Origin of the sequence: Streptomyces sp. (assembly GCF_035645055.1) — a bacterium.
GTDB lineage: Bacteria > Actinomycetota > Actinomycetes > Streptomycetales > Streptomycetaceae > Streptomyces.
In genome coordinates, this window is sequence record NZ_DASQNH010000063.1 from 30,076 (window position 1) to 52,779 (window position 22,704).

Here is a 22,704-nt window from a genome sequence, read left to right on the forward strand (position 1 = left end):
CGGAGACCGACACTTCCGATCACTTGACGCAGTGTCATGCGGGGTCTGACAGAGTCCGCCGGGCGGTCCGGGCCGCCGGGCCGGGGGCCCGGGCCGGGTGCGGAGGGTGGGGCGACGGCCCATCGAGCGACGAGGAGATTCCCATGGTGAACCGCACCCACGCCGGCGACCGGCGAACACGGCCCGGCGAGGACGACGGCTGGGGTCTGGCCGGTATCGGATAGCGGCCCGGACGATGGATCGGCGCAGGAGTCTGAGGATGGGTGCGGTCTTCCCGCATCTGGAGATCGGCCCGGACCCGGGAGCCGTGCGCGACTGGGCCCAGGCCGTGGAGGACGCAGGATTCGACCACGTGGCCGCCTTCGACCATGTGCTCGGCGTCGGCACCGGCTCGCGGCCCGGCTGGTACGGCTTCACCAGCGACCACCTCTTCCACGAGGTGTTCGTGCTGTTCGGCTATCTGGCCGGGGTCACCCGCACCCTGGAGCTGGCCACCGGGGTGCTGGTGCTGCCGCAGCGCCAGACCGCCCTGGTGGCCAAGCAGGCCGCCGAGGTCGACGTGCTCAGCGGGGGCCGGCTGCGGCTCGGGGTCGGGGTCGGCTGGAACAAGGTGGAGTACGACGCGCTGGGCGCCTCCTTCCACGACCGGGGCGCCCGCAGCTCCGAACAGGTGGCACTGCTGCGGATGTTGTGGAGCCGGCCCACGGTCACCTTCGAGGGACGCTGGGACCGGGTGGACGACGCGGGCATCCTGCCCCGCCCGCCGCGCGGCCGGATCCCGGTGTGGTTCGGCGGCAACGCCGAGCCGGTGCTGCGCCGGGCCGGGGAGCTGGGCGACGGCTGGCTGCCGCTGCGGGCACCGGACGAGACGGCCCGGGCGATGGTGGGCCGGGTGCGGTCGTACGCCCTGCAGGCCGGCCGGGACCCCGCGGAACTCGGGTTCGAGGCCCGGCTGGAGCTGGCCCGGGTGCCCGAGGCCAAGTGGCCGGACTTCGTGGCCGGCTGGCGGGACCTGGGGGCGACTCATCTGTCGCTCAGCACCATGGGGCTCGGTCTCGCCACCGCCGACGACCACGCGCGGCTGCTGCGCAGCACCCTGGAGGAGCTGGCGCCGGTGGCCCGGGAGTGACCGTCCGCCACCGCCCGGCACCGCGTACGGCGCAGGCCCTCCGGGATTTCGGGAGGGCCTTCGGCGTGCCCTGGGGGGACACGCCTCAGGGTGTCGCGTCGATCAGCCCGGCATGATCGGCGAGGCACCCCCTAGCGTCCGTACTCCTCGGCGAGGAAGCGCATGGTCTGGTCGGTGAAGACACGCATCTCGCGGGTGAGGTTCTTGCCGCGGCGCCAGGCGAGCTGGGTGAAGACCTGGAAGGGGATCTCCCAGTCGAGCCGGACCAGGATGCCCGCGTCGAGGGCGTCCTGGACACAGGCGGTGGGCAGCAGGGAGATGCCGAGTCCGGCGGCCACCCCGCGCTTGATGGACTCGATGGTGCCGAACTCCAGGAACGGCAGCGCCTCGCCGGTGCCGTCGTTCAGCTCGGCCTCGAACAGCTCGCGGTAGGCGCAGCCCGCCTCCGCGGAGATCACCTGCGTGCGGCGCAGTTCCTCGGTGGTCACCTTGGGCAGCCGGGTGAGCGGGTGGTCCGGGGCGGCGACCACGGTGAGCGGCTCGGAGCCGAGCACCTCGGTCTGCACGCCGGGGTGCTGGGTCTCGGCCTCCATCAGGAAGCCCATGTCGAACATGCCCTGCCGCAGGGCGTGGCAGGTCTCCGCGCACAGGCTGGGCCGCAGCACGATGTGCAGGGCCGGATAGCGGTGGTGGAAGAACTCCAGCAGGGGCGGCATGCGGTAGGAGGTGATGGACTCCATCGAGCCGATGGTCAGTACGCCGGCGGGGTCCCCCGAGCCGACCGTGGCGCCGCGCGCCTCGCCCGCCAGGGTCAGCATCTGCTCGGCGTAGGGCAGCAGCCGCTGGCCCGCCTCGGTGAGCTGGATGCGTCCGCCGAGGCGGTCGAAGAGGTCCACGCCGAGCGACATCTCCAGGCCCTTGATCTGGCTGGTGACGCTGGACTGGGCGTATTTCAGCTCCGTGGCCGCCTTCGAGAAACTGAGCAGCGTGGCCACCTTGTGGAACGCCGCCAGCTGCCTGATATCCATGGTCCTCTCCCTGCCTGGGCCGAAACAGCGGATGCATTTCCTTTGTCAGCACACCACCGGGGTGGACGGTGATTCCACGGTCCGGTGGTGTCCCCTTGCGGACAGGCGGGGTCAGTTAGCGGCCAGCCGCGTCGTGCCCGTCCCGCGCCGTGTCCTGACGGCCGATGAGCAGGCCCGCCTGGAAACGGCTGACGGCCCCCATGTCCTCCATGATCGCGGAGATGTGGCGGCGGCAGGTCCGGGTGGCCATGCCCAGCCGGCGGGCGATGACCTCGTCCTTCAGGCCGAGGGCCATGAGGCGGATGATGGACAGCCGTACCTCTTCCGCGAGCTGCTGGTACTCCGCGGGCTGCCCGTCCACCTGGAAGGGGCGGCCGATCTGCCAGACCGACTCGAAGGACCGGCAGAGGTAGCCGACCACGGTCGGCTCGCTGACGACGGCCGCGCCGGGCGGCCCGCCGCCGGTCGGCTCCTTCGGGATGAAGGCGACCTCGCGGTCGTACACGATGAGCCGTTCGGACAGCTCCTCCACGGTGCGCACCTCGGCGCCCTGGCGGGTGATCTCCTGGACGTAGGTGCGGGTGGCGAGGCTGGCGCGGGCGGTGTGCTGGTACAGGGTGCGCACCCGGACGCCGCGGCGCAGCAGTTCCAGGGTGTGCTCGCGGTCGGCCTCCAGGAGTCCGGGCGGCCGTCCGCCGCCCGACTGGAGGCTCATCCGCTCCCGGGTACAGCCGTACCGGACGCGGTCGATCTCCCGGCGTACGTCCTCGACGTCGTCGAGGACGGTGACCGTGGCACCGGCGGCGGGCCCGCGGTGGCGGGCCCGGTAGGCGGCGGCGAGGGAGCGCAGTTCCTGGTGGATGCGGGCGGCCTCGCGGCGCCGCCGGGCGATGGCCAGCTCCAGCGGGGTGACCAGTTCGGCCTCGGCGGCCTCCGGGTCGAGCGGGACGACGGGCCGGCCGGGCGCGTCGGCGCTCAGCAGCCTGAGGTCCTGGAGGGCCTTGCGGACCTGCTCGGCGTGGGCCGGGTCCACGCCGAGCCCGGCGGCCATCTCCGCGTCGTCGAAGGATCCGAGGCGCAGAGCCCGTTCGTAGGCCGCGACCGCCAGCTCGTCCAGAAGAGGAATTCCGTCGCTCAATTCCTCACCTCCTGGCCGGTGTCGCGGTGGTCCGGTGACCTCGGGTCGGTCATCTGTTCCAGCGTAGGGCGGTCGCCGGGCGCGGGGCGGGTCCCGGGCGTACGCCGCCTTGACAGCGTTATGTGGGCCGCGTGACCGGCTCAGTAATGCACCCGGCGGTCCTCCGGGGTGGCCCGGTATCGGACGGTCCACAGGCTGCGCCGGATGTAGGTGCGCTGGAGCCAGCGGTCCCGGCCGTCGTAGCCGGCCCGGAAGGTGGAGCGGGCGTGCACGCCCTTGCGGTTGTTGATCAGCAGGGCGTGGCCCGGCTGGAGGCGGACCGCGTCGGCGGTCTCCCGGCAGGCCTCCTTCAGCGCCTGGAGCGCGGCCTCGGCGCCCCGGGTGAGCGCGCGGACGCCGTTGGCCGAGACGGCGATCTCGGGGAAGCGCTCGGCGCCGCTGAGGATCGGCACCGGGTCGGACAGCACCTCGGCGTCCCCGGCGACGCCGCGGGTGTAACTGCCGGGCGCGTTGAGCCGGAACAGGGGGCTGCGCAGGGTGTCGACGACCGGGCCGGGCAGCCGGCGGCACAGGTCGCGGGCGTCGGCGTAGTAGGTGACGGCGTCGTCGTCGGGGGCGCCGCGCAGGCAGTTGAGGACGAGGAAGTCCGGATTGGCGAGGTCGTAGCGGCCGATGGTGTCGTAGGTGATGTCGCTGTGGAAGTTGAGGAAGACGGCGGAGCCCTGGTTGGTCTGGGCCCGTTCGCCCTCCCGCACCGGAACCACGTCGTGCACGAGCCGGCCGTCCTTCTCGGTGAGCACGCCGATCGGCTCGCCGAGCAGTCCGGTCAGGCCGAGCAGCACGCTCTCGGCGACGAAGCTCCGTTTGGCGGTGCTGGGCCCGCCGTCGACGGGGGTGGGCGGCAGCTGAGCGTCCCGCGGGAGGTTGCGCACCCGCATCAGGCCGGGGGCGTCGTTGTGCCGGCCGAAGTCCAGCAGCCGCCGGAGGGGTTCGGTCGGCAGGGCGGCGGCGAAGGCCTGGAGGCAGCGGGTGAGCGCGGTGTCGATGTCGGCGGCCGGGTCGGGCAGCGGTGCCAGCCGGGCGGCGAGGTCGTCACGGACGCCGTCCGGCAGGGTGAGGTCGGCGAAGGTCATGGCGGTCACACTCCGGCGAGGTGGGGGCGCGGTGCCGTCGCGCCCGGCATGTCGAGCGCGTCGTGCAGCCGCTGGGCGAGGTGCAGGGCGTCCTCTCCGCTCTCGGCGATGTGGGTGGTGACCCTGGAGCCGCGGATCTCGGCCACGGGGACGCCGACGTAGCCGCCGGGGGTGAGGTTCTGCCGGCGCTGGACGGCCTCCAGGTCGACATAGCCGCCGACGACCGCGACCCACGGCTTCTCGGTGAGCCGCACGGTGTCGATGCCGGCGGCGTGGAAGACGCCGTGCGCGCAGTCGGCGGCGTCGTCGGAGTCGTAGCCGAGCACCACGGACCGCTGGTTGAAGACGATCGCGGCCATCTGGTCCCCCTCGCGGCTGATGGTGGTGCCCCGGGAGAACGGGGCCCGGTTGTAGCGCAGCTCGATCTCGATGCCGTGCCGCAGGGCGAGCTGGACGGCCCTGCGGTGCAGCACCTTGGCGCCGTACAGGGACATCAGGGCGGCCATGTTGTAGGAGACCCGGGGCAGCAGGTGGGCTCCGCGCACCAGGTGCGGGTCGGAGGTGTAGATGCCGTCGACGTCGGAGTGGATCTCGCAGGCGGTGCCGCCGACCGCGCGGGCGACGGCGATCGCGGACAGGTCGGAGCTGTTCTTGCCCAGCCAGGTGGGCCGCCCCTGGGCGTCCACGGCCTGGCCGCCGGGCACCACCACGACCTCGTGCTCGGACAGGGTGCGGCTGAGCGGGCCGGGGTCGGTCTCGATGACGCGCGCCCACAGGAACGACGAGTTGGTGATGAGGCCGACCTGGTGGCCGGCGAGCACGGTGGCGGTGCGGCCCCTGCGGTGCAGGGCGGTGGCCAGCAGATGGGCGCTGACCAGGTCGGCGGTGGCGAGCAGGCCGGCCGAGGTGGCGTCCTCGGGGTGTTCGTTGACCTCGTGCAGCCGGCCGCGCAGCTGCTCGGTCTCCCCCTGCATGGCGCTGACCACCACGGCCAGCCGGCGGCCCTCGCGGTCCAGCCGTTCCTCCAGGCCGGCCGCCAGCACGTCGTAGGCGGCGTGGGTGCGGAAGGTGGAACCGCCGAACTTCAGGATGGCGACGTCGCTCACAGCAACCCCCGTTCGAGGACGGTCTCGGCGATCTGGACGGCGTTGAGGGCGGCTCCGATCCGCAGGTTGTCGGCGACCAGCCAGAGCCAGAAGCCGCGCGGATTGTGCGGGGCCACCCGCACCCGGCCGACGTGCACATGGTCGGGATTCCCCGCGGTCAGCGGGGTCGGGAAGCGGCCCGGGACGTCCCGGTCGTGGACGGTGACCTCGGGCAGCGCGGCGAGCCGGGCGACCAGCTCGCCGCGGTCCACCGGGGCCGCGGCCTCCACCCAGACGGCCTCGGAATGGCAGTTGACCACCGGCACCCGCACGCAGGTGGTGGTGACGTCGAGGTGGGGCAGGCCGAGGATCTTGCGGGACTCCTGGAGCATCTTCTGCTCCTCCAGGGTGAACCCGCTGTCCAGCAGCTTGTCGATGAACGGGACCGCGTTGAAGGCGAGGGGGGCGGTGAAGCGCTCGGCGGGCAGTTCGGCGCCCGGGTCGTACAGCGCCAGCTCGCTGCCCACCCGCAGCTCCTCGATGCCCTGCCGGCCCTGCCCGGAGGCGGCCTGGTAGGTGCTGACGACGACCTGCCGGATGCCCCAGCGCTCGTGGACCGCGGTCAGCAGCCGGACCAGCGGGATGGTGGAGCAGTTGGGGTTGGCGATGATGCCGCTCACCGGGCGGCCGGTGAGCACGCCGGCGTTGACCTGCGGCACCACGAGCGGGGTGTCGGGGTCCATGCGGAAGGCGTTGGTGTTGTCGATGACCAGCGCGCCCTGCGCGGCCGCCTTGCGCGCCCATTGGAGGCTGACGGAGGTGCCGGCGGAGAAGAAGGCGATGTCGACGTCGGAGAAGTCGGTGCGCTCCAGGTCCTCCACCACCGTGGCCCGGCCGTCGACGTCGATCGCCCGGCCCGCGGAGCGCGCGGACGCGGCGAGCTTCACGCCGCGGTGCCGCAGGCCCCGGGAGGCGATCAGTTCGATGAGGGTGTGGCCGACGGCTCCGGTCGCTCCGGCGATCGCGAGGCGCGGGGCCGTGGGGTCGCTGACGAGTGTCATCGGGTTTCCTTAAGGGTGGTCGCGGTCCGGGTGAGCGCGGCCGGCGGCACGTCGCCTGGTGACGTGCGGCGCCGGGCGGCGGGCAGCAGGGGCCAGCCGAGGTTCACGCCGAGGCCGGCCGCCGCGATCAGCGGGACGCCCAGGGCCTGGAGCAGCGTGATGTGGTGGCCGTAGACCGTGAAGTCGACGAGGATCGCCACCGCCGGGTACACGAAGGACAGCACCGCGATCCTCGCGGTGGGCAGCTTCTGGTACGAGGCGTACAGCAGGATGTACATCAGGCAGGTGTGGATCACCCCGAGGCCGGCGAGCCACGCCCAGCCGGCGCCGAGTCCGGCGGTCTCGCCGAGCGCGGCGAACGGCAGCAGCAGCGGGATGCCGACGGACGCCTGGATGAGGGCGGTGAGTTCGGGGCGTACGCCGGTCAGGTGCTTGGCGATGACGGTGGCGAAGGCGTACAGCAGCGCGGCGAGCAGCGCCTGGCCGACGCCGAGCAGATAGGCGCCGCCGTCCGCGCCGCCGCCCGCGGTGAGGTCGGCGACGAGCAGCACTCCGGCGAAGGCGACGATGATCCAGCCCGCCTGGTGGCGGTCGAGGCGTTCCCTGAACAGCAGCAGGCCGAGCAGCACGACGTAGAACGGCTGGGTGTGGTAGACGACGGTCGCCACCGAGATCGACGTGGTGGTGTACGCGCTGAACAGCAGCACCCAGTTGAAGACGATGCACACCCCGCCGAGCACGGCGAGCGCGAAGGTGCGGCGGGTGAAGCGGTGGTCGGTGAAGAAGCCGCGCAGCGCGCAGTAGGCGGCGAGGGCGAGCGCGCCGAAGAGGCAGCGGAAGAAGACCACGTTGAAGCTGGACTGGCCGGACTCGACGACGAAGACGCCCAGGGTGCCCGAGAGGACCATCGCGGCGGTGAGTTCGACGGCACCTCTGGTCTGCTGCCGGGAGGGTGGAGTGGTCACGGGTCGTACCTCGCCTTCGCGTTCGGTGGGGGGATGTCAGTACAGGGGCACGGCGTAGTGCAGGCCGCCCCTGGTCCACAGCTCGTTGGGCCCGCGCGGCACGTCGAGCCCGGAGGCGTGGCCCAGGTTGCGTTCGTACAGCTCGGCGTAGCTGCCGACGGCGTCGAGCACCCGGGCGGCCCAGCCGGTGTCGAGTCCGGCGGCGGGGCCGTGCCGGCCGGCCTGCCGGGCGACGGCGGCGCGGCCCGCGCGGTGGGTCTCGTACTCGGCGGCGAACAGCAACTGGAGCACCCAGCGGCAGATGCGGAACCAGCCCGGGTCGTCGTCGCGGACCACGGCGGCCATCGGCTCGCGGGAGATCTCGGCGGGCAGGATGCGGTGCGCGGCCGGGTCGGGCAGGGTGCGGCGGGCCCCGGCGAGGGCCACCTTGTCCAGGACGTAGGCGGCGCACTCCCCCGACGCGTACGCGTCCAGCGCCCGCCGCGGGTCGTCAAAGGCGACCGGGTGGACGGCGAGGCCGCGCGGCCCGTACCAGGCGGCCAGGTTGGCCGGGGTGGTGGAGCCCGCGTGCACGGCGACGCGGTGTCCCGCGAGCGCGGCGGGGTCGGTGACGCCGGAGGCGGCGGGCACCAGGAAGCCCTCGCCGTCGTAGCAGGTGACCCCGGCGAAGAGCAGCCCGTGGGCGGCCTCGCGGCCCATGGTCCAGCTGACGTTGCACACCGTCAGGTCGGCCTCCCCCGCGGCCAGCCGGGTGAGCCGTTCGGCGGGGCTCGCGGGACGCCAGTCGACGGCCTCCGGGTCCCCGGCGACGGCGGCGGCGACAGCGCGCGCCACATCGGCGTCCAGACCGGTCCAGCGGCCGTCATGGGTGCGCAGCGAGAGCCCGGGCTGGCCCTGGGAGACCAGGGCGCGCACCGCGCCGCGGGCCCGCACCCGGGCCAGGGTGCCGGCGAGGGCCGTCCGGGCGGTCATGCCGGGCTCCGCAGCAGGGCGCCGACGGTGTGCTCCCGGTCGTAGCGGCGTTCGTTGTGGGCCAGCATCGTGGTGAGCCGGCGGGCGGTGAGCGGGCCGGTGTGCTGCCGGCCGGTGCCGCGGACCGTCACCGGCATGCCGCCGGCCCGGGACCAGGCGAGCATGCCGTGCTCGTCGATGACGGCGCGGGCGGCGCCCGCGTTGTCGCGGTGCAGGCAGTACGGCACGTCGAGGACGCCGCGGGCGAACGCGGACACCAGGGCGGCGCCCGTGGTGCGGCCCAGCTCCAGGGTGGCGTCGACCAGGGTGCGGGCCTCGTCGAGCAGGCCGGTGCCGGTGGGCTCGGGGCACCGGGTGACCGCGCAGTCGGCGGCGGCCTGCCGGGCGATCGCGCCGGCGAACTCCAGGGCCTCGACGTTCTCCTCGACGGCGGGGATGCGCCGGGCCTCGGCGGGTGTCTTGACGATGAGCCGTTCGGTGCCGCTGTGCACGGCGAGCCGCACGCTGTCCTCCAGCAGCCGGAAGGAGCCGATGGGGGTGCGCGGGAAGACGCCCATGTAGGTGTAGAGGGTGACGTGCCAGTCCGTGTCGGGCAGGTGCTCGGCGGCGAGCCGGCGCAGCGCGGCGAGGGCTTCGAGGTCCTGACCGAGGTGGACCTGCTGGGCATAGCTGAGGGAGACCGAGCGCAGCCCGTGCTCGCGGAAGAACCGCGCCTCCAGCACGCTGAGCGCCACCAGCAGCGAGGGCGGGCAGAGCTGGCCCAGCATGCAGCCGCCGAAGGTCTCCAGGTGCATCGGTTCGGCGGCTTCGGCGGCCAGTTCGCAGCAGCGGGCCCAGTTGGCGGCGGCCTCGGGCAGCGGGACGCGGCCGTAGGGCAGGCAGTACGAGACGGGGCCGCCCTCGGTGGCGTCGGCGCCCGCCTCGACCATGGTCCGGAACAGCTCCAGGGGCAGCGGCGAGCCGTGCCGCACCTGCACCGGGAAGCCGTCCTCGGCGACGCTCGCGAGCAGTTCCCGCACGGCCCTCGCGCCGTGCGCCTGGAGCGGGAAGCCGTTGAGGTCGGCGCCGCCGGTCTCGGCCAGGGCGCGGCGGGCGGAGGCGTGGTCGCCGACGCGGGTGTAGCTGTCGAGGGTGACCGTTCCGACGGTGGTGGCCCGGCAGTCACGTACGGCGAGCAGGCCGGCCCGCATCCTCTCCAGCGCGCCGAAGCCCATCCGCGGCTGGACCACGAGCCGCCGTTCGGCCCGAGCGGCGCGCACCCGGTCGGCGAACCGGCCCATCAGTGCGCTCCGGCGGGGATCGGCGGGGCCGTCGCGGCCAGCGTGCCGAGGAAGCCCAGGAAGTCGGCGAGCAGCCGCTCGGCGGGTTCCTCGGACTCGTTGAACACGGCGGTGAAACCGGCGTCCAGCAGCCGCGGCCCGAGCCGGTCGTCGGCGGCGCCGCGCACCCCGAGCTTGCCGCCGATGACCACGGGCAGGGCGGCGAGTTCGAGGTCGCGGCGCAGGGTGCGCACCAGGCGCAGTCCGTCGAGGTGACCGTGGCCGTTGACGGTGGAGAGCACCAGCAGATCGGGCCGGCCGGCGCCGCGGCAGGCGTCCAGCACGGTGGCGTCCGGCGGGCACACCCCGAGGTTGGTGACCTCGTGTCCGGCTTCTTCGAGCAGCAGCTGCAAGTGGACCAGGTTCCACATGTGGGCGTCGGAGGAGACGCTGGACACCGTGACGCGCAGCGGGTGGGTCCGTATCGGGTGAACAGACATGACTCTCACTCTTGGATTTGCCCGGCGATAAGTACAGCCTGCGCCGAACGGAAATCCGAAAGCGGACGATCAGGAATTTCCATACACCGGCCGGGAGTTGTTCCCGGTCAGAGTGAAAAGTGACGGGTGAGAAAATCCGTGGGCACGCCGCCGCGCCGGAATTCCGGATGGCGGAGAATTTCCTGGTGCAGTGGAATGGTCGTGCGCACTCCGGGACCCGACACGTCGAATTCCTCCAGGGCGCGCAGGACCCGGTCCAGAGCCGTGGCGCGGTCCGGTCCCCACACGATGAGCTTGCCGATCATCGAGTCGTAGTAGGGACTGACCCGCGAGCCGGGCACGTAGTCGGTGTCGACGCGGACCCAGGGGCCGCCGGGGGTGCGGTAGTTCTCCAGCAGGCCCGGTGCGGGGGCGAAGCCGCGGTCGGGGTCCTCGGCGTTGATCCGGCACTCCAGGGCGTGCCCGCGGATCTCGATCTCCTCCTGCCGCACGGTGAGCGGCCGGCCCGCGGCGACCCGCAGTTGTTCGGCGATCAGGTCCACGCCGGTGACGAGTTCGGTGACCGGGTGCTCCACCTGGATCCGGGCGTTCATCTCCATGAACCAGAAGGCGTGGTCGGCGGCCGGGTCGTTCTCCAGCAGGAACTCCACCGTGCCGGCGCCCCGGTAGCCGACGGCGCGGGCCCCGGCGACGGCCGCCGCGCCGAGCTGTTCGCGCACCTTCGGCGGCAGGCCGGGCGCGGGCGACTCCTCGATGAGTTTCTGGTGCCGGCGCTGCACCGAGCAGTCGCGTTCGCCGAGATGGACGGCGCCGCCGAAGTCGTCGCACAGCACCTGGATCTCGATGTGCCGGGTGACGGGCAGATAGCGCTCCAGGTAGACCGCGCTGTTCTTGAACACCGCCTGCGCGCCGGCCCGGGTGGTGACGTAGGCCTCCTTCAGGTCCTCCGGGCGGCGCACCACGGTGATGCCGCGTCCGCCGCCGCCCGCCGCGGCCTTGATGATCACCGGGTAGCCGATCTCCCGGGCGATCTCCTCGGCGGCCTCCACCGAGTCGACGGGCTCGGTGGTGCCGGGCAGCAGCGGGAGTCCGGCCGCCGTCATCAGGCGGCGCGCGGTGGCCTTGTCGCCGACGCTCTCCATGACGTCCGGCGGCGGCCCGATGAAGGTGATCCCGGCGTCCGCGCAGATCTCCGCGAAGTACGGGTCCTCGGAGAGGAAGCCGTAGCCCGGGTGGATCGCCTGCGCGCCCGTTCTCAGGGCGGCGCCGATGATGTTGGGGATGTTGAGGTAGCTGCGGGTGGGCGCGCCCGGCCCGATGTGCACGGCCTCGTCGGCGGCGCGTACGAAGCGGGCGTCGGCGTCCGGGGTCGAGTACACGGCGACCGTGCGGACACCGAGGTCCCGGCAGGTCCGGATGATCCGCAGCGCGATCTCGCCGCGGTTGGCGATGAGCACCTTGTCGAACATGCCGCCCCGCCTCAGCCGGCCGGGCGCAGGTCGATGAGCGGCTGGGCGTACTCGACGACCTCGCCGTCGGTGACGTGGACCGCGTGCACGGTGCCCTTGACCTCGGCGGTGATCGCGTTGAGCAGCTTCATCGCCTCGATGACGGCCAGTTGCTGCCCGGCCTCCACGGTGTCGCCGACCTTCACGAAGGGTTCGGCGCCGGGGGCGGGGGCCTGGTAGTAGGTGCCGACGAGGGGGGCGGTGACAGGGACCAGGCCGGCGGGGGTGTCGTCGGTCTGCTGGGGGGCGGGGGCCGTGGCGGGTGCGGCGGGGGCCGTGGCGGTCGTGGCGGCGGGGGCCGTGGCGGCGGCCGGTGCGGCCGGGGTGGTCTCCCACTCCACGTCCACGCTGATCGATCCGGCCCGCAGGGTGATCCGGCGCAGGGTGCCGGGGAGTTCACCGGCCAGCAGCCGGGTCTGGGTACGCAGCTCCTCGACCGTCGGGTCCGCCGCCGTGCGGTCCGGGGCCGTGCGGTCCGGGGCCGTGCTCTGCGCGGCCGCGCTCTCCGTGTCAGTGCTCATCGTGCTTCTCCCAGTCCACTACGGGCTGCAGTCGGGGGTCCCCGAAGCGGTCGAACCGCTCCCGCCGGGCGTCGACGAGCTGTCGGCCGGACCGGCCGAGCAGCGGGGCGAGGGCGCGCACCAGGGCGCTCTTCACGGTCAGCGCGGTGGTGTGCGGCGCGGTGTGCGCCCCGTCCGGCGGCTCGGGCACGATGCCGTCCACGACACCGAGGCGGAGCAGGTCGGACGGGGTCAGCCGGAGGGCGTCGGCGGCCCGGCCGGCGTGTTCGGCGGTGCCGAAGAGGATGGTGGAGCAGCCTTCGGGGCTGATCACCGAGTAGTAGGCGTTCTGCAGGATCAGCACCGTGTCGGCCACGCCGAGCGCGAGCGCCCCGCCGCTGCCGCCCTCGCCGGTGACGACCGAGACGACCGGGACGCGCAGCCGGGACAGTTCCAGGATGCAGTCGGCGATGGCGACGGACTGCCCGCGCTCCTCCGCGTCGATGCCGGGGAAGGCGCCCGGAGTGTCGACGAACGCGATCAGCGGCAGCCCGAACCGGTCGGCGAACCGCATCAGGCGCAGCGCCTTGCGGTAGCCGTCGGGGCCGGGCATCCCGAAGTTGCCGCGCACCAGTTCGGCCGTGTCGTGGCCCTTCTGGTGGCCGAGGACGACCACGCTCTGCCCGCCCAGCCGGGCCAGTCCGCCCACCAGCGCCCGGTCGTCGCCGTGCACCCGGTCGCCGCGCAGCTCGACGAAGTCGTCGAAGACGGAGCCGGCGTAGTCGAGGGTGGTGGGCCGCTGGACGTCGCGGGCGAGGGCGACCAGGTCCCGGGCGGTGCGGGTGGTGGCCGGCGGGCGGGTGAGGACAACGGCCGGGTCGGGTGCGTCGGGCAGTTCGGGCACCGACGGGCCGAGCAGGTGCAGCAGCCGGGCCAGGTGCTCGCGCTGGGTCTCGCGCGGGACGACCGCGTCGATCATGCCGTGCTCCAGCAGGAACTCGGCGCTCTGGAAGCCGGGCGGCAGCTCCTGGCGGATGGTGTTGCGGATGATCTGGGGCCCGGCGAAGCCGATGAGCGCGCCCGGTTCGGCGAGGACCACGTCGCCGAGCATGGCGAAGGAGGCGCTGACCCCGCCGAAGGTGGGGTCGGTGTTGAGGTTGATCACCGGGATCCGGGCCTCGCGCAGCCGCTCGATCCACTGGGCGGTCTTCGCCATCTGCATCAGCGACAGCGCGCCCTCCTGCATTCGCGCCCCGCCGGAGGCGGCGACCAGCAGCAGCGGCAGGCGTTCGGCGAGCGCGAGGCGGGCCGTGGCGGCGATCTGCTCGCCGACGGCGGTGCCCATGCTGCCGCCCATGAAGGTGAAGTCGAGGACGGCCACCGCGGCCGGCCTGCCGCGCACCGTCAGCCGCCCGGCCAGCACGGCGTCCGGCCGCCCGGTGCGCGCCTGGGCGTCGCGCAGCCGCTCCGGGTAGGGCTTGCTGTCGGTGAAGCGGAGCGGGTCGCCGGGGGCGGGCGGGTCCGGCAGGGGCTGGAAGCTGCCCGGGTCGGCGAGCTGGCCGATACGGACGTCCGGCGGGATGCGGAAGTGGAACTGGCACTCGGGGCAGACCTTGCGGTTGCGGTCCAGGCGCTTGCCGTAGACGAACGCTCCGCAGGAGGCGCAGCGGCGCCACTGGACGTCCTGGCCGGCCCGGATCCGCCGGGGTGTGGTCATGCGGCTTTCCTCCTGCGTTCGCCGCCGGGGACCGGCGGGGCCGCCTTCTGCGGTACGGACTCGGTGGCGGCGGCCATGCCGAAGCGGGGCATGTTGCGGTAGACGGTGTGCATCCGGTCCGGGGAGACGACGTACGCCTCGTGGAAGATGCCGACGGCGCCGTCGTCGCGGACGGCCCGGTTGAACCAGGCCCACATGGAGCGATGCCTGCCGTCGCCGCGGTGCGAGTAGCGCATGAGGTCGTCCATGCTGCGCCAGTACTGCACCATGATCACCGTGCGGTTGAACCAGGCGCGGGAGCCCAGGAAGCCGTGCTCCTTGTTCTTCCGCAGCTCGATCAGCATGGGGATCATCGAGCCGATCACCGGCATCCAGCGGTGCACCATCCAGAACTTGTTCACGCGCAGGCCGATCAGCAGCACCACCGTGCCCTCGGGCGGGGCCGCGATCCGGGGCTCGGTGATGACCTTCAGGTCCATGGGGGTTCCCTCCGGTTGCGGCGACACGGATATGGCGGACGGGTGGTCAGAAGGGGTATGTGCGGGGCGGGGTGCTGGTGGTCAGGGTGCGCCAGCGGGTGAACGCCTCCAGGGCGGCCCGCCCGCCGAAGCCGTAGCCGTTGCCGGAGGCGCCGATGCCGCCGAACGGCAGAGCGGCGTCCTGCACCACGGTCTGGTCGCCGACGTGGGTGACACCGCAGCGCAGCTGCCGGCCGAGGGCCGTGCCGCGGGCGGTGTCGCCGGTGTAGACGGCGGCGGTCAGACCGTGGTCGGAGGTGTTGGCGAGCCGTACGGCGTCGGCGTCGTCGGTGAAGGCGGTGACGGTGGCGACCGGGCCGAACACCTCGGTGTGGAAGATGTCCATCCGCTCGGTGACGTCGGCGAGCACGGTCGGCGGATAGTACGGGCCGTCCGGACGGCCGCCGGTGAGCAGACGGGCCCCTTGCGCGACGGCGTGCTCCACGGCCGTCGCGATACCGCGCAGCTGGCGGCGGTCGATGATCGGGCCGATCTGGGCGTCGCCGCGGTACGGGTCACCGACCCGCAGGGCGGCGGCGTGCCGGGCCAGCGCGCCGGCGTACTCCTCGGCGATCGAGCGGTGCACCAGATGGCGGCGGGCGGACATGCAGATCTGGCCCTGGTGCAGGAAGGAACCCCACGACCCGGCGCCCGCCGCCTGCTCGATGTCGGCGTCGTCGAGGACGACGAACGCGTTCTGCCCGCCGAGTTCGAGGACGGCCCGCTTGAGGAGCCGGCCGCAGACGGCCCCGATCTCCCGGCCCGCCTCGGTGGAGCCGGTGAACGACACCATCGCCACGTCGGGCGCCCGCACCACCGCCGCCCCGGTCTCGGCGTCGCCGTGCACCACCTCCAGCACCCCGGGCGGCAGCCCCGCCTCCGCGAACACCTCGGCGAACAGGCTGCCGCCGGACAGCGGGGTGTGCGGGTCGGGCTTGAGCAGCACCGCGTTGCCGAGGGCGAGCGCGGGGCCGAGCGAGCGGGCGCCGAGCAGCAGCGGGAAGTTCCACGGCACGATCACCCCCGCCACGCCCAGCGGAACGCGGGTCACCTCGGCGGTGCGGGACGGGTCGTCCGAGCCGGGGTGCGGGGCGCCGGGGTCGCGGGCGAGCCGGGCACCGTGCCGCAGCTCCTGCGCGGCGAGCAGCACCTCGACGTACGCCTTGCCGGGGATCGCGCCGCCCTCCCGCACCAGCAGGTCCTGCGCCCGCCGGGTGCGTTCCTCCAGCAGGTCGGCGGCCCGCTCGACGATCGCGGCGCGCCGCTCGGCCGGGACCGCGGCCCAGCCCGGTGCCGCGGCGGCGGCCCGCCGGGCGGCGGAGGCGACCCGGTCGGGCCCGGCCCGTTCGACGCTGCCCAGTTCCTCGCCGGTGGTGATCTCCCGGCTGGCCAGCCGGGTCGGGGTGTCGGTGCGGGTGGTCACCTGCGGACCTCGCTTCCGTCGGGGTGAGCGGGGTGAGCTGCTGCTGCGGGTCGTGCGGGGTTCTCGCGCGGTTCCCCGCGGCCCTTGGGGGTTTCCGGGGGTGTCAGGTCGTCCAGGGCTCGGCGCAGGCGGCGTAGGCAGCGGGTGCGGATGGGGCCGATGGAGCCGACCGGTACGGAGAGGGTCGTGGCGAGGTCCTGGTAGCTGGGGGGTGGGTCCTGGAGGGCGCGGAGGAGGAGGTCCCGGCACTGGGGGGACAGGGTGTCGATCGCGCGCAGGAGTTCGCGGGCGCGGTCGGCGCGCAGGGTGATCTGCTCGGGGCTCTCGTGGTGGCCGCGGCGATGGTCGACCAGGTACTCCAGGGTCTCGGTGTCGCCGATCGTCACCAGGCGCCGGGCGCGGCCGGCCGCCTTGACGGCCTCGCGCCGGGCGACGGTGGCGAGCCAGTCGCCGAGCCGGTCGGGGTCGCGGATGCGGTGTGCGTTCTGCATCAGCCGGAACCAGGTGAGCTGCCGTACGTCCTCCGCCTCCGCCCGGCTGACCCGCTGGCTGCGGGCCACCGTCCAGACGAGGGCGCCGAACCGGTCCACGGTCTCGTCCCAGGCTTCCGCTTCGCCGCGGGCGCAGCCGGCCAGCAGCTCCGCGTTCCCCTTCGGCTTCGACGGCATGGCTCGACCTCCGTATGCCAACTCCCGGGCCGCGGCGCGCACTCCGGTGGATTGCGTCTTCCATGCAACACACCGGGCGCGCCGGCCGGAAACGCGCGCCGCTGTCCGGTAGCGGCCATGCCGGGAGTGGACAGCGGAGCGGGTCATCGGGCACCGTCCGGGGCGGGCCGCGGCAGCAGTTCCGCCATCGCGGAGCGGAGCCGCACGGGGATCGGGCCGGTGTCGTCCTCGCTGGCCCGGATGGCGATGCCGAGGGCGAAACGGTCCCACACCTGGAGCACCTGGATCTGCCACAGCGGGCGTTCCGGCTCGGGGATCTCGTCGTCGACGACGGCCAGTCCCCCGCCGCGCAGCCGGTGCACGGAGAACGCGTCGAAGCCGCGCGCCATGCCCATGCCGGTGGCCTTGGTGTAGGCCTCCTTGGCGACCCAGGAGTCCGCGAAGGCGTGCCCCTGCTGGTCCTCCCGGTCGCGGCGCAGGATCTCCCGCTCCAGCGGGGTGAACACCTTGGGGGCGAAGCGGAGGGCTTCCGGGCGGGCGGGTGTCGTCTCGGCGTCGACGCCCGCCGTACGGCCGCGTACGACGATCGCGGCGATCAGTCCGTTGGTGTGGGTGAGGTTGAAGTCCAGTCCCCAGTCGGCGCCCCGGACGGTGGGGCGGCCGAACTTCCCCTTGTCGAAACGCCATTCGGCGGGTGCCACGTCGGCGTACTGCGACAGCACCTGGCGGGAGAGCAGCCGGGCGCCGAGGAAGCGGGCGCGGGCGGCGGGGAAGAGCAGCCGGTCGTGACGGGCCCGCTCCTCCTCGGTGAGCAGGTCGAGTCCGCCGGTCGCCGCGGCGAACCGGGGGACGTCCTCCTCGGCGAGCAGCCACACGTCGGCCCCGCCGGCCAGTGGATCGGCGTCGGCGGTGGGGTGCGGCGGGCCGGCGGGGGGCGCGGTCGCGGACATCGTGTCACCACCCGACCCGGTACGGCCGGAAGGAGAACAGCCGCCCCTCGCGGTGCGCCTCGGCCAGCACGGCGGCGACGGTGTCGATGTCGTCGGGGCCGGTGACCCGGCGGGTGGGGTGGAAGCGGCGCAGCAGCCGTTCGAGGCAGAGCAGCAGCACGGCGGGCGAGCGCAGGGCGGGGGCGAGGCTGGCCTGGCCGTGCAGATGGAGGTGGACGCAGGCGGCCGCGGCGGAGATCGCGCTGTACTGCTTGGCCAGGTCGTACAGTTCGGCGGACTGCCCGGCGGCCCGGCCCTGCCCGGCGAAGAGCCCGGCGTGCTCGCCGGCGAGCCGGTGCACCTCGTCGGCGAGCTGCCCGGCGGTGTCGGCGCAGCCCGCGAGCCGGGCCGCGTCGCGTCCGCCGACGGCCTCGGCGGCCTCGGCGGCCCGGCGCAGTTCGCCGACGGCGGAGCGCAGGGCGAGCACCGAGTCGTCGCCGGCCCGGCTGAACAGCTGCTGCGCGGCGGGCTCGTACGGCGGCATGGGCCGCGCCGGGTCGAACAGCTCCGCGACGGCCGCCCGCGCGCGGGCCACCTCGCCGGGCTCCTGTCCGGCGGCGTTCGCGAGCAGCCCGTTCAGCTGGAGGGCGATGTTCTTGAGGTTCACCACGGTGTTGCCGTCGGCGAAGTTGGAGATGGCGAAGTCCCGCAGGACCTTCTGGAAGATGCCGTGCCGGGGGTGGGCCCGCAGGTAGTGGCGGGCCCCGAGGACGGTGGTGAGCCGTGCCAGCGTCTCCTCCAGCAGGGTCGGTACGAAGTACTTGACCACGGACGACCAGACGCTGGCCTGGGCCGGGGCGAGCTGGAGGGAGCGCACGGCGCCGGTGGTGAGGGCGTCCGCGATCAGCAGTTCGGCGAAGCTCTCGGCGAGCTGCCGCCGGGAGTACGGCACCTCGGCGACCGTCCCGCCGAAGATCACCCGGCGTCCGGCGAAGTCCAGGGTGGTGCGCAGCGCGGTGTCGACGCAGGCCATGGCGATGCCGGCGATGGCGATGCGGGCCAGCTGGCTGCTCTTGAGGGCGACTTCGAGGCCCTGTCCGACCCGGCCGATCAGCGCCGTGCCGGGCACGAAGCAGTCGGTGAGCCGTACGCCGCTCATGTCGAGGCCGCGCAGTCCGTGCAGCGGCTCGTCCGGCAGGTGGGCCAGCTGCCCGGGCGGGACGCCGTCCTTCTCGACGGCGAAGATCGAGTAACCGCCGGGGCCGCCCTGGCCGGACGTGCGCGCGAAGACCATGACGGTGGAAGCGACGGTGGCGTTGCCGATGGTCCACTTCTCGCCGTTCAGCAGCCAGCCGCCGTCGGTGCGGCGGGCGGTGGTCTCGTTGGCGAGGACGTCGCTGCCGTGGCGGCGCTCGGACAGGCCCCAGGCGAGCTTGCGGCCGCCGCGGATGGCGTCGGCGAAGTGCTGGCGCTGGGCCGGGCTGCCCGCGATCCACACCGGCATGTAGCTGAGGCTGGTGAGCACCATGGCGGTGGCGGAGGTGGGGTCGCGGCGGCCGACCAGCCGGTACAGGTTGAAGCCGTCCTCGACGTTGACGGCCTTGCCGCCGTTGGCGGCGGGCACGATCCAGTCGTACAGGCCCCAGTCGGCGAGCAGGTCCACGAACTCGTGCGGATAGCGCTGGTCCTCGTCGTGGCCGAGGATCCGGGGGTACGGCATGGGGGCCGAGGCGTCCCACGGATCGCCCAGGTACTCCTCCAGGTCGGCCATGAGCGCGATCAGATCGGTCATGTCGGGTCGTCCCCCTCCTCGGGCTCCCCGTGTCCCGGCCCGTCGGCGAGCGGGACCGGGAGCGCGGTGAACAGCAGCCGGGCGTCGTCGAGCCGGGCGAGCGCCCGTCCGGCGGGCAGCACGTCGGGCGCCGCCTGGCGGGGCGCGCGGCCCTCGGCGTGCGCGAGCAGCACGGCCAGTACGGCGGTGAGCCAGCCGGCGCCGCCCGGTTCCTCGCCGTACAGGCCGCGTTCGGGGTGCGCCCGCCAGGCGAGGGCCGCCGTGGCGGCCGGGTGGAGCAGGCAGAGGCGGTCGGCGAGGTCGAGCTGCCGGACCGCGGCGGCCGGGTCGCCCCGGTCCAGGCCGGCCGCCGCGGCGGCGGTGCGCTCCAGCGCCGCCCGCGCGTGCCGCACCAGCACGGCGGCCCGCTCCTCGCCGCGCGCGGCGAGGCGGGCCTCGATCTCGTCGGCGTGCGCGGCGAAGCCGAGCAGCACCGGGTCGCGGGGGCGGGCGCCGAGGTCGAGGGCGGCGGGGTCGAGGTCCGGCAGCGGATCGCCGTAGGCGAACAGCCGGCCGAGGCCGTGGTCGGCGGGGTCCGGTGGTTCCCGGAGCGGACCGGCGTACCCGGGCAGCGGGGTGGCGACCGCGCGCAGCACTCCGAACGGGCTGGTGTCGATGGACTCGACGACCGCGTTGTCCCGCTGTGCCTTGTCCACGATGCCGCCGGGCCCGTGTGCCAGGACGCCGCGCGCGCCCAGCAGGGAGCGGGCGCGGGCGATGGCGGAGGCGGTGAGGCGGGTGGCGGCGCGTTTGACGACCGAGGAGGACAGGGCGAAGGTGCCGGGCGTGAGGTGGGCGTGGCGGGCGGCGGTCAGGGAGCAGAGGTCGGCCGCCATCAGCTCGGCGGCGGCGAGGGCGAGTTCACGGGCGCCGTGGCCGGTCTCGGCGACCGGGACGCCGCCGGTGCGGCGGGCGCGGGTGAAGCGCAGGGCGGTGCGCAGGGCGGTGTCGGCGGTGGCGAGGCAGGCGGCGGTGGAGAGCAGCCGGACCAGCTGCTGGGCGCGCATGGCCGCCGCGAGGCCGCCGCCGACCGTGCCGAGCACGGCCGTCTCCGGCACCGGGAGCTGGTCGAAGACCAGGTCGGCGAAGTCGATGCCGCGCATCCCGGTGACCGGCTGGGCGGGCCGCCGGACCGCGGCCGCCAGCTGCTCCGGGCCGAGCAGGACGGCGGTGAAGGCGGCGGGGCCGCGTGGCGCGGTGCGGGCCACCACGACCGCCGCGTCCGCGGTGGCGCCCCGGCCGACGAGCCACTTGCGGCCGGTGAGGGCGTACCCCCCGTCGGCGGGGTCGAGGCGGCAGCGGTTGGCGAGGATGTCGCTGCCCGCCTCCTCCTCGGAGAGCGCGAAGGCCACGGTACGTCCTTCGCGCACCCACTCGGCGACCGTCTCGGCCTGCTCCGGGGTCCCGGCCGCGAGCACGGTCAGCACCGCCGAGCAGGACAGCAGCGTGGCGGGCATGACGGCGGCGTCCCGGCGGGCGGCGACCCGGACCAGGAGCAGCGTGTCGTCGAGGGGCCGGGGGTCGCCGCCGAGCGCCGGGGGCAGGTAGGCGAGCGGGAAGCCCGTGCCGGCGAGGCGGGCCGCGAAGGCGGCCGGGTGGGCGCCGGTGGCGTCCCGGGCGGTCCCGGCCGCGAACCCGTACGGGCTGCCCGGATCCCACGGATCACCGAGCAGCGCGTCGAGCCGTGCGGCGGCGGCGTACGGCGCCGTCACGGCCGCACCGCCGGCAGGGTGCCGTCCTCGGGGGCCGGCTGGGGCACCGGGTAGTCGGCGAGTGCCGGGGAGAGCGCGAGACCGGCCGCGCGGAGCATGGACAGGCGCTGGTGGTAGGCGGCACCGGCCATCAGGTGGCGGGCCACGTCGGCGACCCGCCGGTTGCGCGGGGCGGCCAGATAGGTGCCGCGCACCCAGGAGTTGAAGCTGCCCATCGCGGGCCCGCACCAGATCTGGTAGTCGACGGCCCGGTCCGCCTCGCCGGTCGTCGCCCAGCGGGACGCCATGCCTAGGTACCAGCGGTAGATCAGCGCGGCCTTCCGCTTGGGGTGGCCGGCGGCGCGGGCCAGCTGGGCGGGGTCACGGCGCTCGAAGTAGGCGGCCGTCTCGGTCCAGACGTCCTCCAGCGGCCGCCGGAACACCTGCTGTTCCAGGCGGGCGCGCACGGGGGCGGGGAGGTCGTCGATGCCGTCGTGGGCGCGGTACAGCTCGTACAGCTGGCGGGCCCGCATCGGGAAGAGGGTGCCGCGCTTGAGCACCTGGAGTTCCACGCCCGTCTCGAACATGTCGGCCGCCGGGGCCATCTCGCAGTCCGCGAGGTCGGCCTGGGCCAGCATCTCCTTGACCCGCTCGGAGGTGCCGGCCTCCACACAGGACTGGTTGACCGAGCCGGTCACCACGTAGTCGGCGCCCATCGCGAACGCGGACCAGGCCGCCTCCGGGGTGCCGATTCCGCCCGCCGCGCCCACCCGGATCCGCTCCGGGTGACCCAGCTCCTCCATCACCGCGTTGCGCCGGCGCAGGATCACCGGCAGCTGGGCGGGCAGCGGACGGCGGTCGGTGTGGCCGCCGGAGTCGGCCTCGACGGTGATGTCGTCGGCGAGCGGCACCCGCGCGGCCAGCCGCGCCCGCTCCTCGTCGATCGCCCCCTCGGCGAGCAGGGCGCGCACCATCGGCTCCGGCGCGGGCCGCATGAACAGCTCGGCGATCTCGGTACGTGACACCTTGGCGATCACCCTGTTCTCCGCGACCACCCCGTGCGGCCCGCCCGCGCGCAGTCCGGCGAGCCGGTAGCGCACGATGTGCGGGGTGAGCCCGAGGAACGCGGACGCCTCCACGCAGCGCACCCGATGGCGCAGATACAGGTCGACGGCGGTGCGTTCCAGGCGCTCCTCGCTGGGACTGTGGATCAGGTTGCAGGCGTACGGCAGCCCGGGGATCTCGTCGGCGAAGCGCCGAAGGGCCCGCTCGACCGTCTCCGGCAGCAGGCCGGCGGCGCCGTAGGAGGCGAGGTAGCCGGCCCGGGCGAGGGCGATGACCAGGTCGGCGGAGGCGATGCCGCCCGCCATGGCGCCGCTCATGTACGCCTGCCGCACCCCGTGGGCGCGCAGGAAGGCGGCGCTGCCCAGGCGTTCGGGGCTCAGCGGCGGCACGGCGGCGACCACCTCGTGCTCCCCGTCCGGCCGGACGGCGCCACCGGCGGCGGCGCCGAGGCCGTGGGGGCCGCGCAGAACGTACACGGGTTCGTCGAGGCGGGTCAGGGCCGCGCGGATCCCGCTGTCGCCGACCGCGGGGGCCACGGGTCCGCTCCAGCGCGGCCGCGGCTGCTCGGTGCTCATGAGATCTCC

20 protein-coding genes are annotated in these 22,704 nt (G+C 74.2%); 1 reads left to right on the forward strand and 19 read right to left on the reverse strand.

Going from position 1 to position 22,704, the window contains the following annotated elements; genetic code table 11:
- The first annotated feature begins 259 nt into the window (after window positions 1-259).
- Window positions 260-1,129 carry an LLM class F420-dependent oxidoreductase gene (locus VE614_RS20635; protein ID WP_324938966.1) on the forward strand — a complete coding sequence of 290 codons (870 nt, stop codon included), beginning with the start codon at window positions 260-262 and terminating at the stop codon, window positions 1,127-1,129.
- 131 nt (window positions 1,130-1,260) lie between these two features.
- Here the strand turns inward: VE614_RS20635 and VE614_RS20640 are convergent, their stop codons facing one another.
- The 19 genes from VE614_RS20640 to VE614_RS20730 all read right to left on the reverse strand — a co-directional run bounded on the left by VE614_RS20640 (window position 1,261) and on the right by VE614_RS20730 (window position 22,695).
- Window positions 1,261-2,157 (reverse strand): LysR family transcriptional regulator, encoded by an 897-nt coding sequence (locus tag VE614_RS20640; RefSeq protein WP_086735300.1) that lies wholly within the window; start codon window positions 2,155-2,157, stop codon window positions 1,261-1,263.
- A 115-nt stretch (window positions 2,158-2,272) separates the two neighbouring features.
- Complete coding sequence (locus VE614_RS20645) at window positions 2,273-3,295, reverse strand: LuxR C-terminal-related transcriptional regulator (RefSeq protein ID WP_324938970.1); 1,023 nt, start codon at window positions 3,293-3,295, stop codon at window positions 2,273-2,275.
- A 140-nt stretch (window positions 3,296-3,435) separates the two neighbouring features.
- On the reverse strand, window positions 3,436-4,428 hold the full coding sequence (locus tag VE614_RS20650; RefSeq protein WP_324938973.1) for a TauD/TfdA family dioxygenase: 993 nt from the start codon (window positions 4,426-4,428) through the stop codon (window positions 3,436-3,438).
- A 5-nt stretch (window positions 4,429-4,433) separates the two neighbouring features.
- On the reverse strand, window positions 4,434-5,534 hold the full coding sequence (locus VE614_RS20655; RefSeq protein ID WP_324938976.1) for an aspartate kinase: 1,101 nt from the start codon (window positions 5,532-5,534) through the stop codon (window positions 4,434-4,436).
- The gene (locus tag VE614_RS20660; RefSeq protein WP_324938979.1) at window positions 5,531-6,574 is read right to left on the reverse strand and encodes an aspartate-semialdehyde dehydrogenase; all 1,044 of its coding nucleotides are present in this window, start codon (window positions 6,572-6,574) and stop codon (window positions 5,531-5,533) included. Before VE614_RS20660 ends, VE614_RS20655 begins: the two co-directional genes overlap by 4 nt.
- Window positions 6,571-7,482 (reverse strand): DMT family transporter, encoded by a 912-nt coding sequence (locus VE614_RS20665; RefSeq protein WP_324939033.1) that lies wholly within the window; start codon window positions 7,480-7,482, stop codon window positions 6,571-6,573. Before VE614_RS20665 ends, VE614_RS20660 begins: the two co-directional genes overlap by 4 nt.
- Window positions 7,483-7,575: 93 nt before the next feature.
- On the reverse strand, window positions 7,576-8,511 hold the full coding sequence (locus tag VE614_RS20670; RefSeq protein WP_324938982.1) for a transporter substrate-binding domain-containing protein: 936 nt from the start codon (window positions 8,509-8,511) through the stop codon (window positions 7,576-7,578).
- Window positions 8,508-9,791 carry a methylaspartate mutase gene (locus VE614_RS20675; protein WP_324938985.1) on the reverse strand — a complete coding sequence of 428 codons (1,284 nt, stop codon included), beginning with the start codon at window positions 9,789-9,791 and terminating at the stop codon, window positions 8,508-8,510. Before VE614_RS20675 ends, VE614_RS20670 begins: the two co-directional genes overlap by 4 nt.
- On the reverse strand, window positions 9,791-10,270 hold the full coding sequence (locus VE614_RS20680) for a cobalamin B12-binding domain-containing protein (protein WP_324938988.1): 480 nt from the start codon (window positions 10,268-10,270) through the stop codon (window positions 9,791-9,793). Before VE614_RS20680 ends, VE614_RS20675 begins: the two co-directional genes overlap by 1 nt.
- 107 nt (window positions 10,271-10,377) lie before the next feature.
- Window positions 10,378-11,739 (reverse strand): acetyl-CoA carboxylase biotin carboxylase subunit, encoded by a 1,362-nt coding sequence (gene accC, locus VE614_RS20685; protein WP_324938991.1) that lies wholly within the window; start codon window positions 11,737-11,739, stop codon window positions 10,378-10,380.
- Between the two features lie 11 nt (window positions 11,740-11,750).
- Window positions 11,751-12,299 carry an acetyl-CoA carboxylase biotin carboxyl carrier protein gene (gene accB / locus VE614_RS20690; protein WP_324938993.1) on the reverse strand — a complete coding sequence of 183 codons (549 nt, stop codon included), beginning with the start codon at window positions 12,297-12,299 and terminating at the stop codon, window positions 11,751-11,753.
- Complete coding sequence (locus tag VE614_RS20695; RefSeq protein ID WP_324938996.1) at window positions 12,289-13,995, reverse strand: acetyl-CoA carboxylase carboxyltransferase subunit alpha; 1,707 nt, start codon at window positions 13,993-13,995, stop codon at window positions 12,289-12,291. Before VE614_RS20695 ends, accB begins: the two co-directional genes overlap by 11 nt.
- Window positions 13,992-14,474: a DUF4188 domain-containing protein gene (locus tag VE614_RS20700; protein WP_324938999.1), complete on the reverse strand. Its 483-nt coding sequence runs from the start codon at window positions 14,472-14,474 to the stop codon at window positions 13,992-13,994. Before VE614_RS20700 ends, VE614_RS20695 begins: the two co-directional genes overlap by 4 nt.
- Window positions 14,475-14,520: 46 nt before the next feature.
- Window positions 14,521-15,936, reverse strand: a complete 1,416-nt coding sequence (locus VE614_RS20705) for an aldehyde dehydrogenase family protein (protein WP_324939002.1) — start codon at window positions 15,934-15,936, stop codon at window positions 14,521-14,523.
- On the reverse strand, window positions 15,933-16,604 hold the full coding sequence (locus VE614_RS20710) for a sigma-70 family RNA polymerase sigma factor (protein WP_324939005.1): 672 nt from the start codon (window positions 16,602-16,604) through the stop codon (window positions 15,933-15,935). The genes VE614_RS20705 and VE614_RS20710 overlap by 4 nt, the downstream gene beginning before the upstream one ends.
- A gap of 143 nt (window positions 16,605-16,747) precedes the next feature.
- Window positions 16,748-17,554: a 4'-phosphopantetheinyl transferase family protein gene (locus VE614_RS20715; protein ID WP_324939008.1), complete on the reverse strand. Its 807-nt coding sequence runs from the start codon at window positions 17,552-17,554 to the stop codon at window positions 16,748-16,750.
- A gap of 4 nt (window positions 17,555-17,558) precedes the next feature.
- Complete coding sequence (locus VE614_RS20720) at window positions 17,559-19,325, reverse strand: acyl-CoA dehydrogenase family protein (protein ID WP_324939011.1); 1,767 nt, start codon at window positions 19,323-19,325, stop codon at window positions 17,559-17,561.
- On the reverse strand, window positions 19,322-21,076 hold the full coding sequence (locus VE614_RS20725) for an acyl-CoA dehydrogenase family protein (RefSeq protein ID WP_324939015.1): 1,755 nt from the start codon (window positions 21,074-21,076) through the stop codon (window positions 19,322-19,324). Before VE614_RS20725 ends, VE614_RS20720 begins: the two co-directional genes overlap by 4 nt.
- Complete coding sequence (locus VE614_RS20730; protein ID WP_324939018.1) at window positions 21,073-22,695, reverse strand: PfaD family polyunsaturated fatty acid/polyketide biosynthesis protein; 1,623 nt, start codon at window positions 22,693-22,695, stop codon at window positions 21,073-21,075. The genes VE614_RS20725 and VE614_RS20730 overlap by 4 nt, the downstream gene beginning before the upstream one ends.
- Window positions 22,696-22,704: the final 9 nt, after the last annotated feature.

Excerpts from the sequence above, each read along its gene's own strand:
- VE614_RS20635 (WP_324938966.1), top strand. The coding sequence starts at position 260 with ATGGGTGCGGTCTTCCCGCATCTGGAGATCGGCCCGGACCCGGGAGCC.
- VE614_RS20640 (WP_086735300.1), bottom strand. The coding sequence starts at position 2,157 with ATGGATATCAGGCAGCTGGCGGCGTTCCACAAGGTGGCCACGCTGCTC.
- VE614_RS20650 (WP_324938973.1), bottom strand. The coding sequence starts at position 4,428 with ATGACCTTCGCCGACCTCACCCTGCCGGACGGCGTCCGTGACGACCTC.
- VE614_RS20660 (WP_324938979.1), bottom strand. The coding sequence starts at position 6,574 with ATGACACTCGTCAGCGACCCCACGGCCCCGCGCCTCGCGATCGCCGGA.
- VE614_RS20665 (WP_324939033.1), bottom strand. The coding sequence starts at position 7,482 with ATGGTCCTCTCGGGCACCCTGGGCGTCTTCGTCGTCGAGTCCGGCCAG.
- VE614_RS20670 (WP_324938982.1), bottom strand. The coding sequence starts at position 8,511 with ATGACCGCCCGGACGGCCCTCGCCGGCACCCTGGCCCGGGTGCGGGCC.
- VE614_RS20675 (WP_324938985.1), bottom strand. The coding sequence starts at position 9,791 with ATGGGCCGGTTCGCCGACCGGGTGCGCGCCGCTCGGGCCGAACGGCGG.
- VE614_RS20680 (WP_324938988.1), bottom strand. The coding sequence starts at position 10,270 with ATGTCTGTTCACCCGATACGGACCCACCCGCTGCGCGTCACGGTGTCC.
- accC (WP_324938991.1), bottom strand. The coding sequence starts at position 11,739 with ATGTTCGACAAGGTGCTCATCGCCAACCGCGGCGAGATCGCGCTGCGG.
- accB (WP_324938993.1), bottom strand. The coding sequence starts at position 12,299 with ATGAGCACTGACACGGAGAGCGCGGCCGCGCAGAGCACGGCCCCGGAC.
- VE614_RS20695 (WP_324938996.1), bottom strand. The coding sequence starts at position 13,995 with ATGACCACACCCCGGCGGATCCGGGCCGGCCAGGACGTCCAGTGGCGC.
- VE614_RS20700 (WP_324938999.1), bottom strand. The coding sequence starts at position 14,474 with ATGGACCTGAAGGTCATCACCGAGCCCCGGATCGCGGCCCCGCCCGAG.
- VE614_RS20710 (WP_324939005.1), bottom strand. The coding sequence starts at position 16,604 with ATGCCGTCGAAGCCGAAGGGGAACGCGGAGCTGCTGGCCGGCTGCGCC.
- VE614_RS20715 (WP_324939008.1), bottom strand. The coding sequence starts at position 17,554 with ATGTCCGCGACCGCGCCCCCCGCCGGCCCGCCGCACCCCACCGCCGAC.
- VE614_RS20720 (WP_324939011.1), bottom strand. The coding sequence starts at position 19,325 with ATGACCGATCTGATCGCGCTCATGGCCGACCTGGAGGAGTACCTGGGC.
- VE614_RS20730 (WP_324939018.1), bottom strand. The coding sequence starts at position 22,695 with ATGAGCACCGAGCAGCCGCGGCCGCGCTGGAGCGGACCCGTGGCCCCC.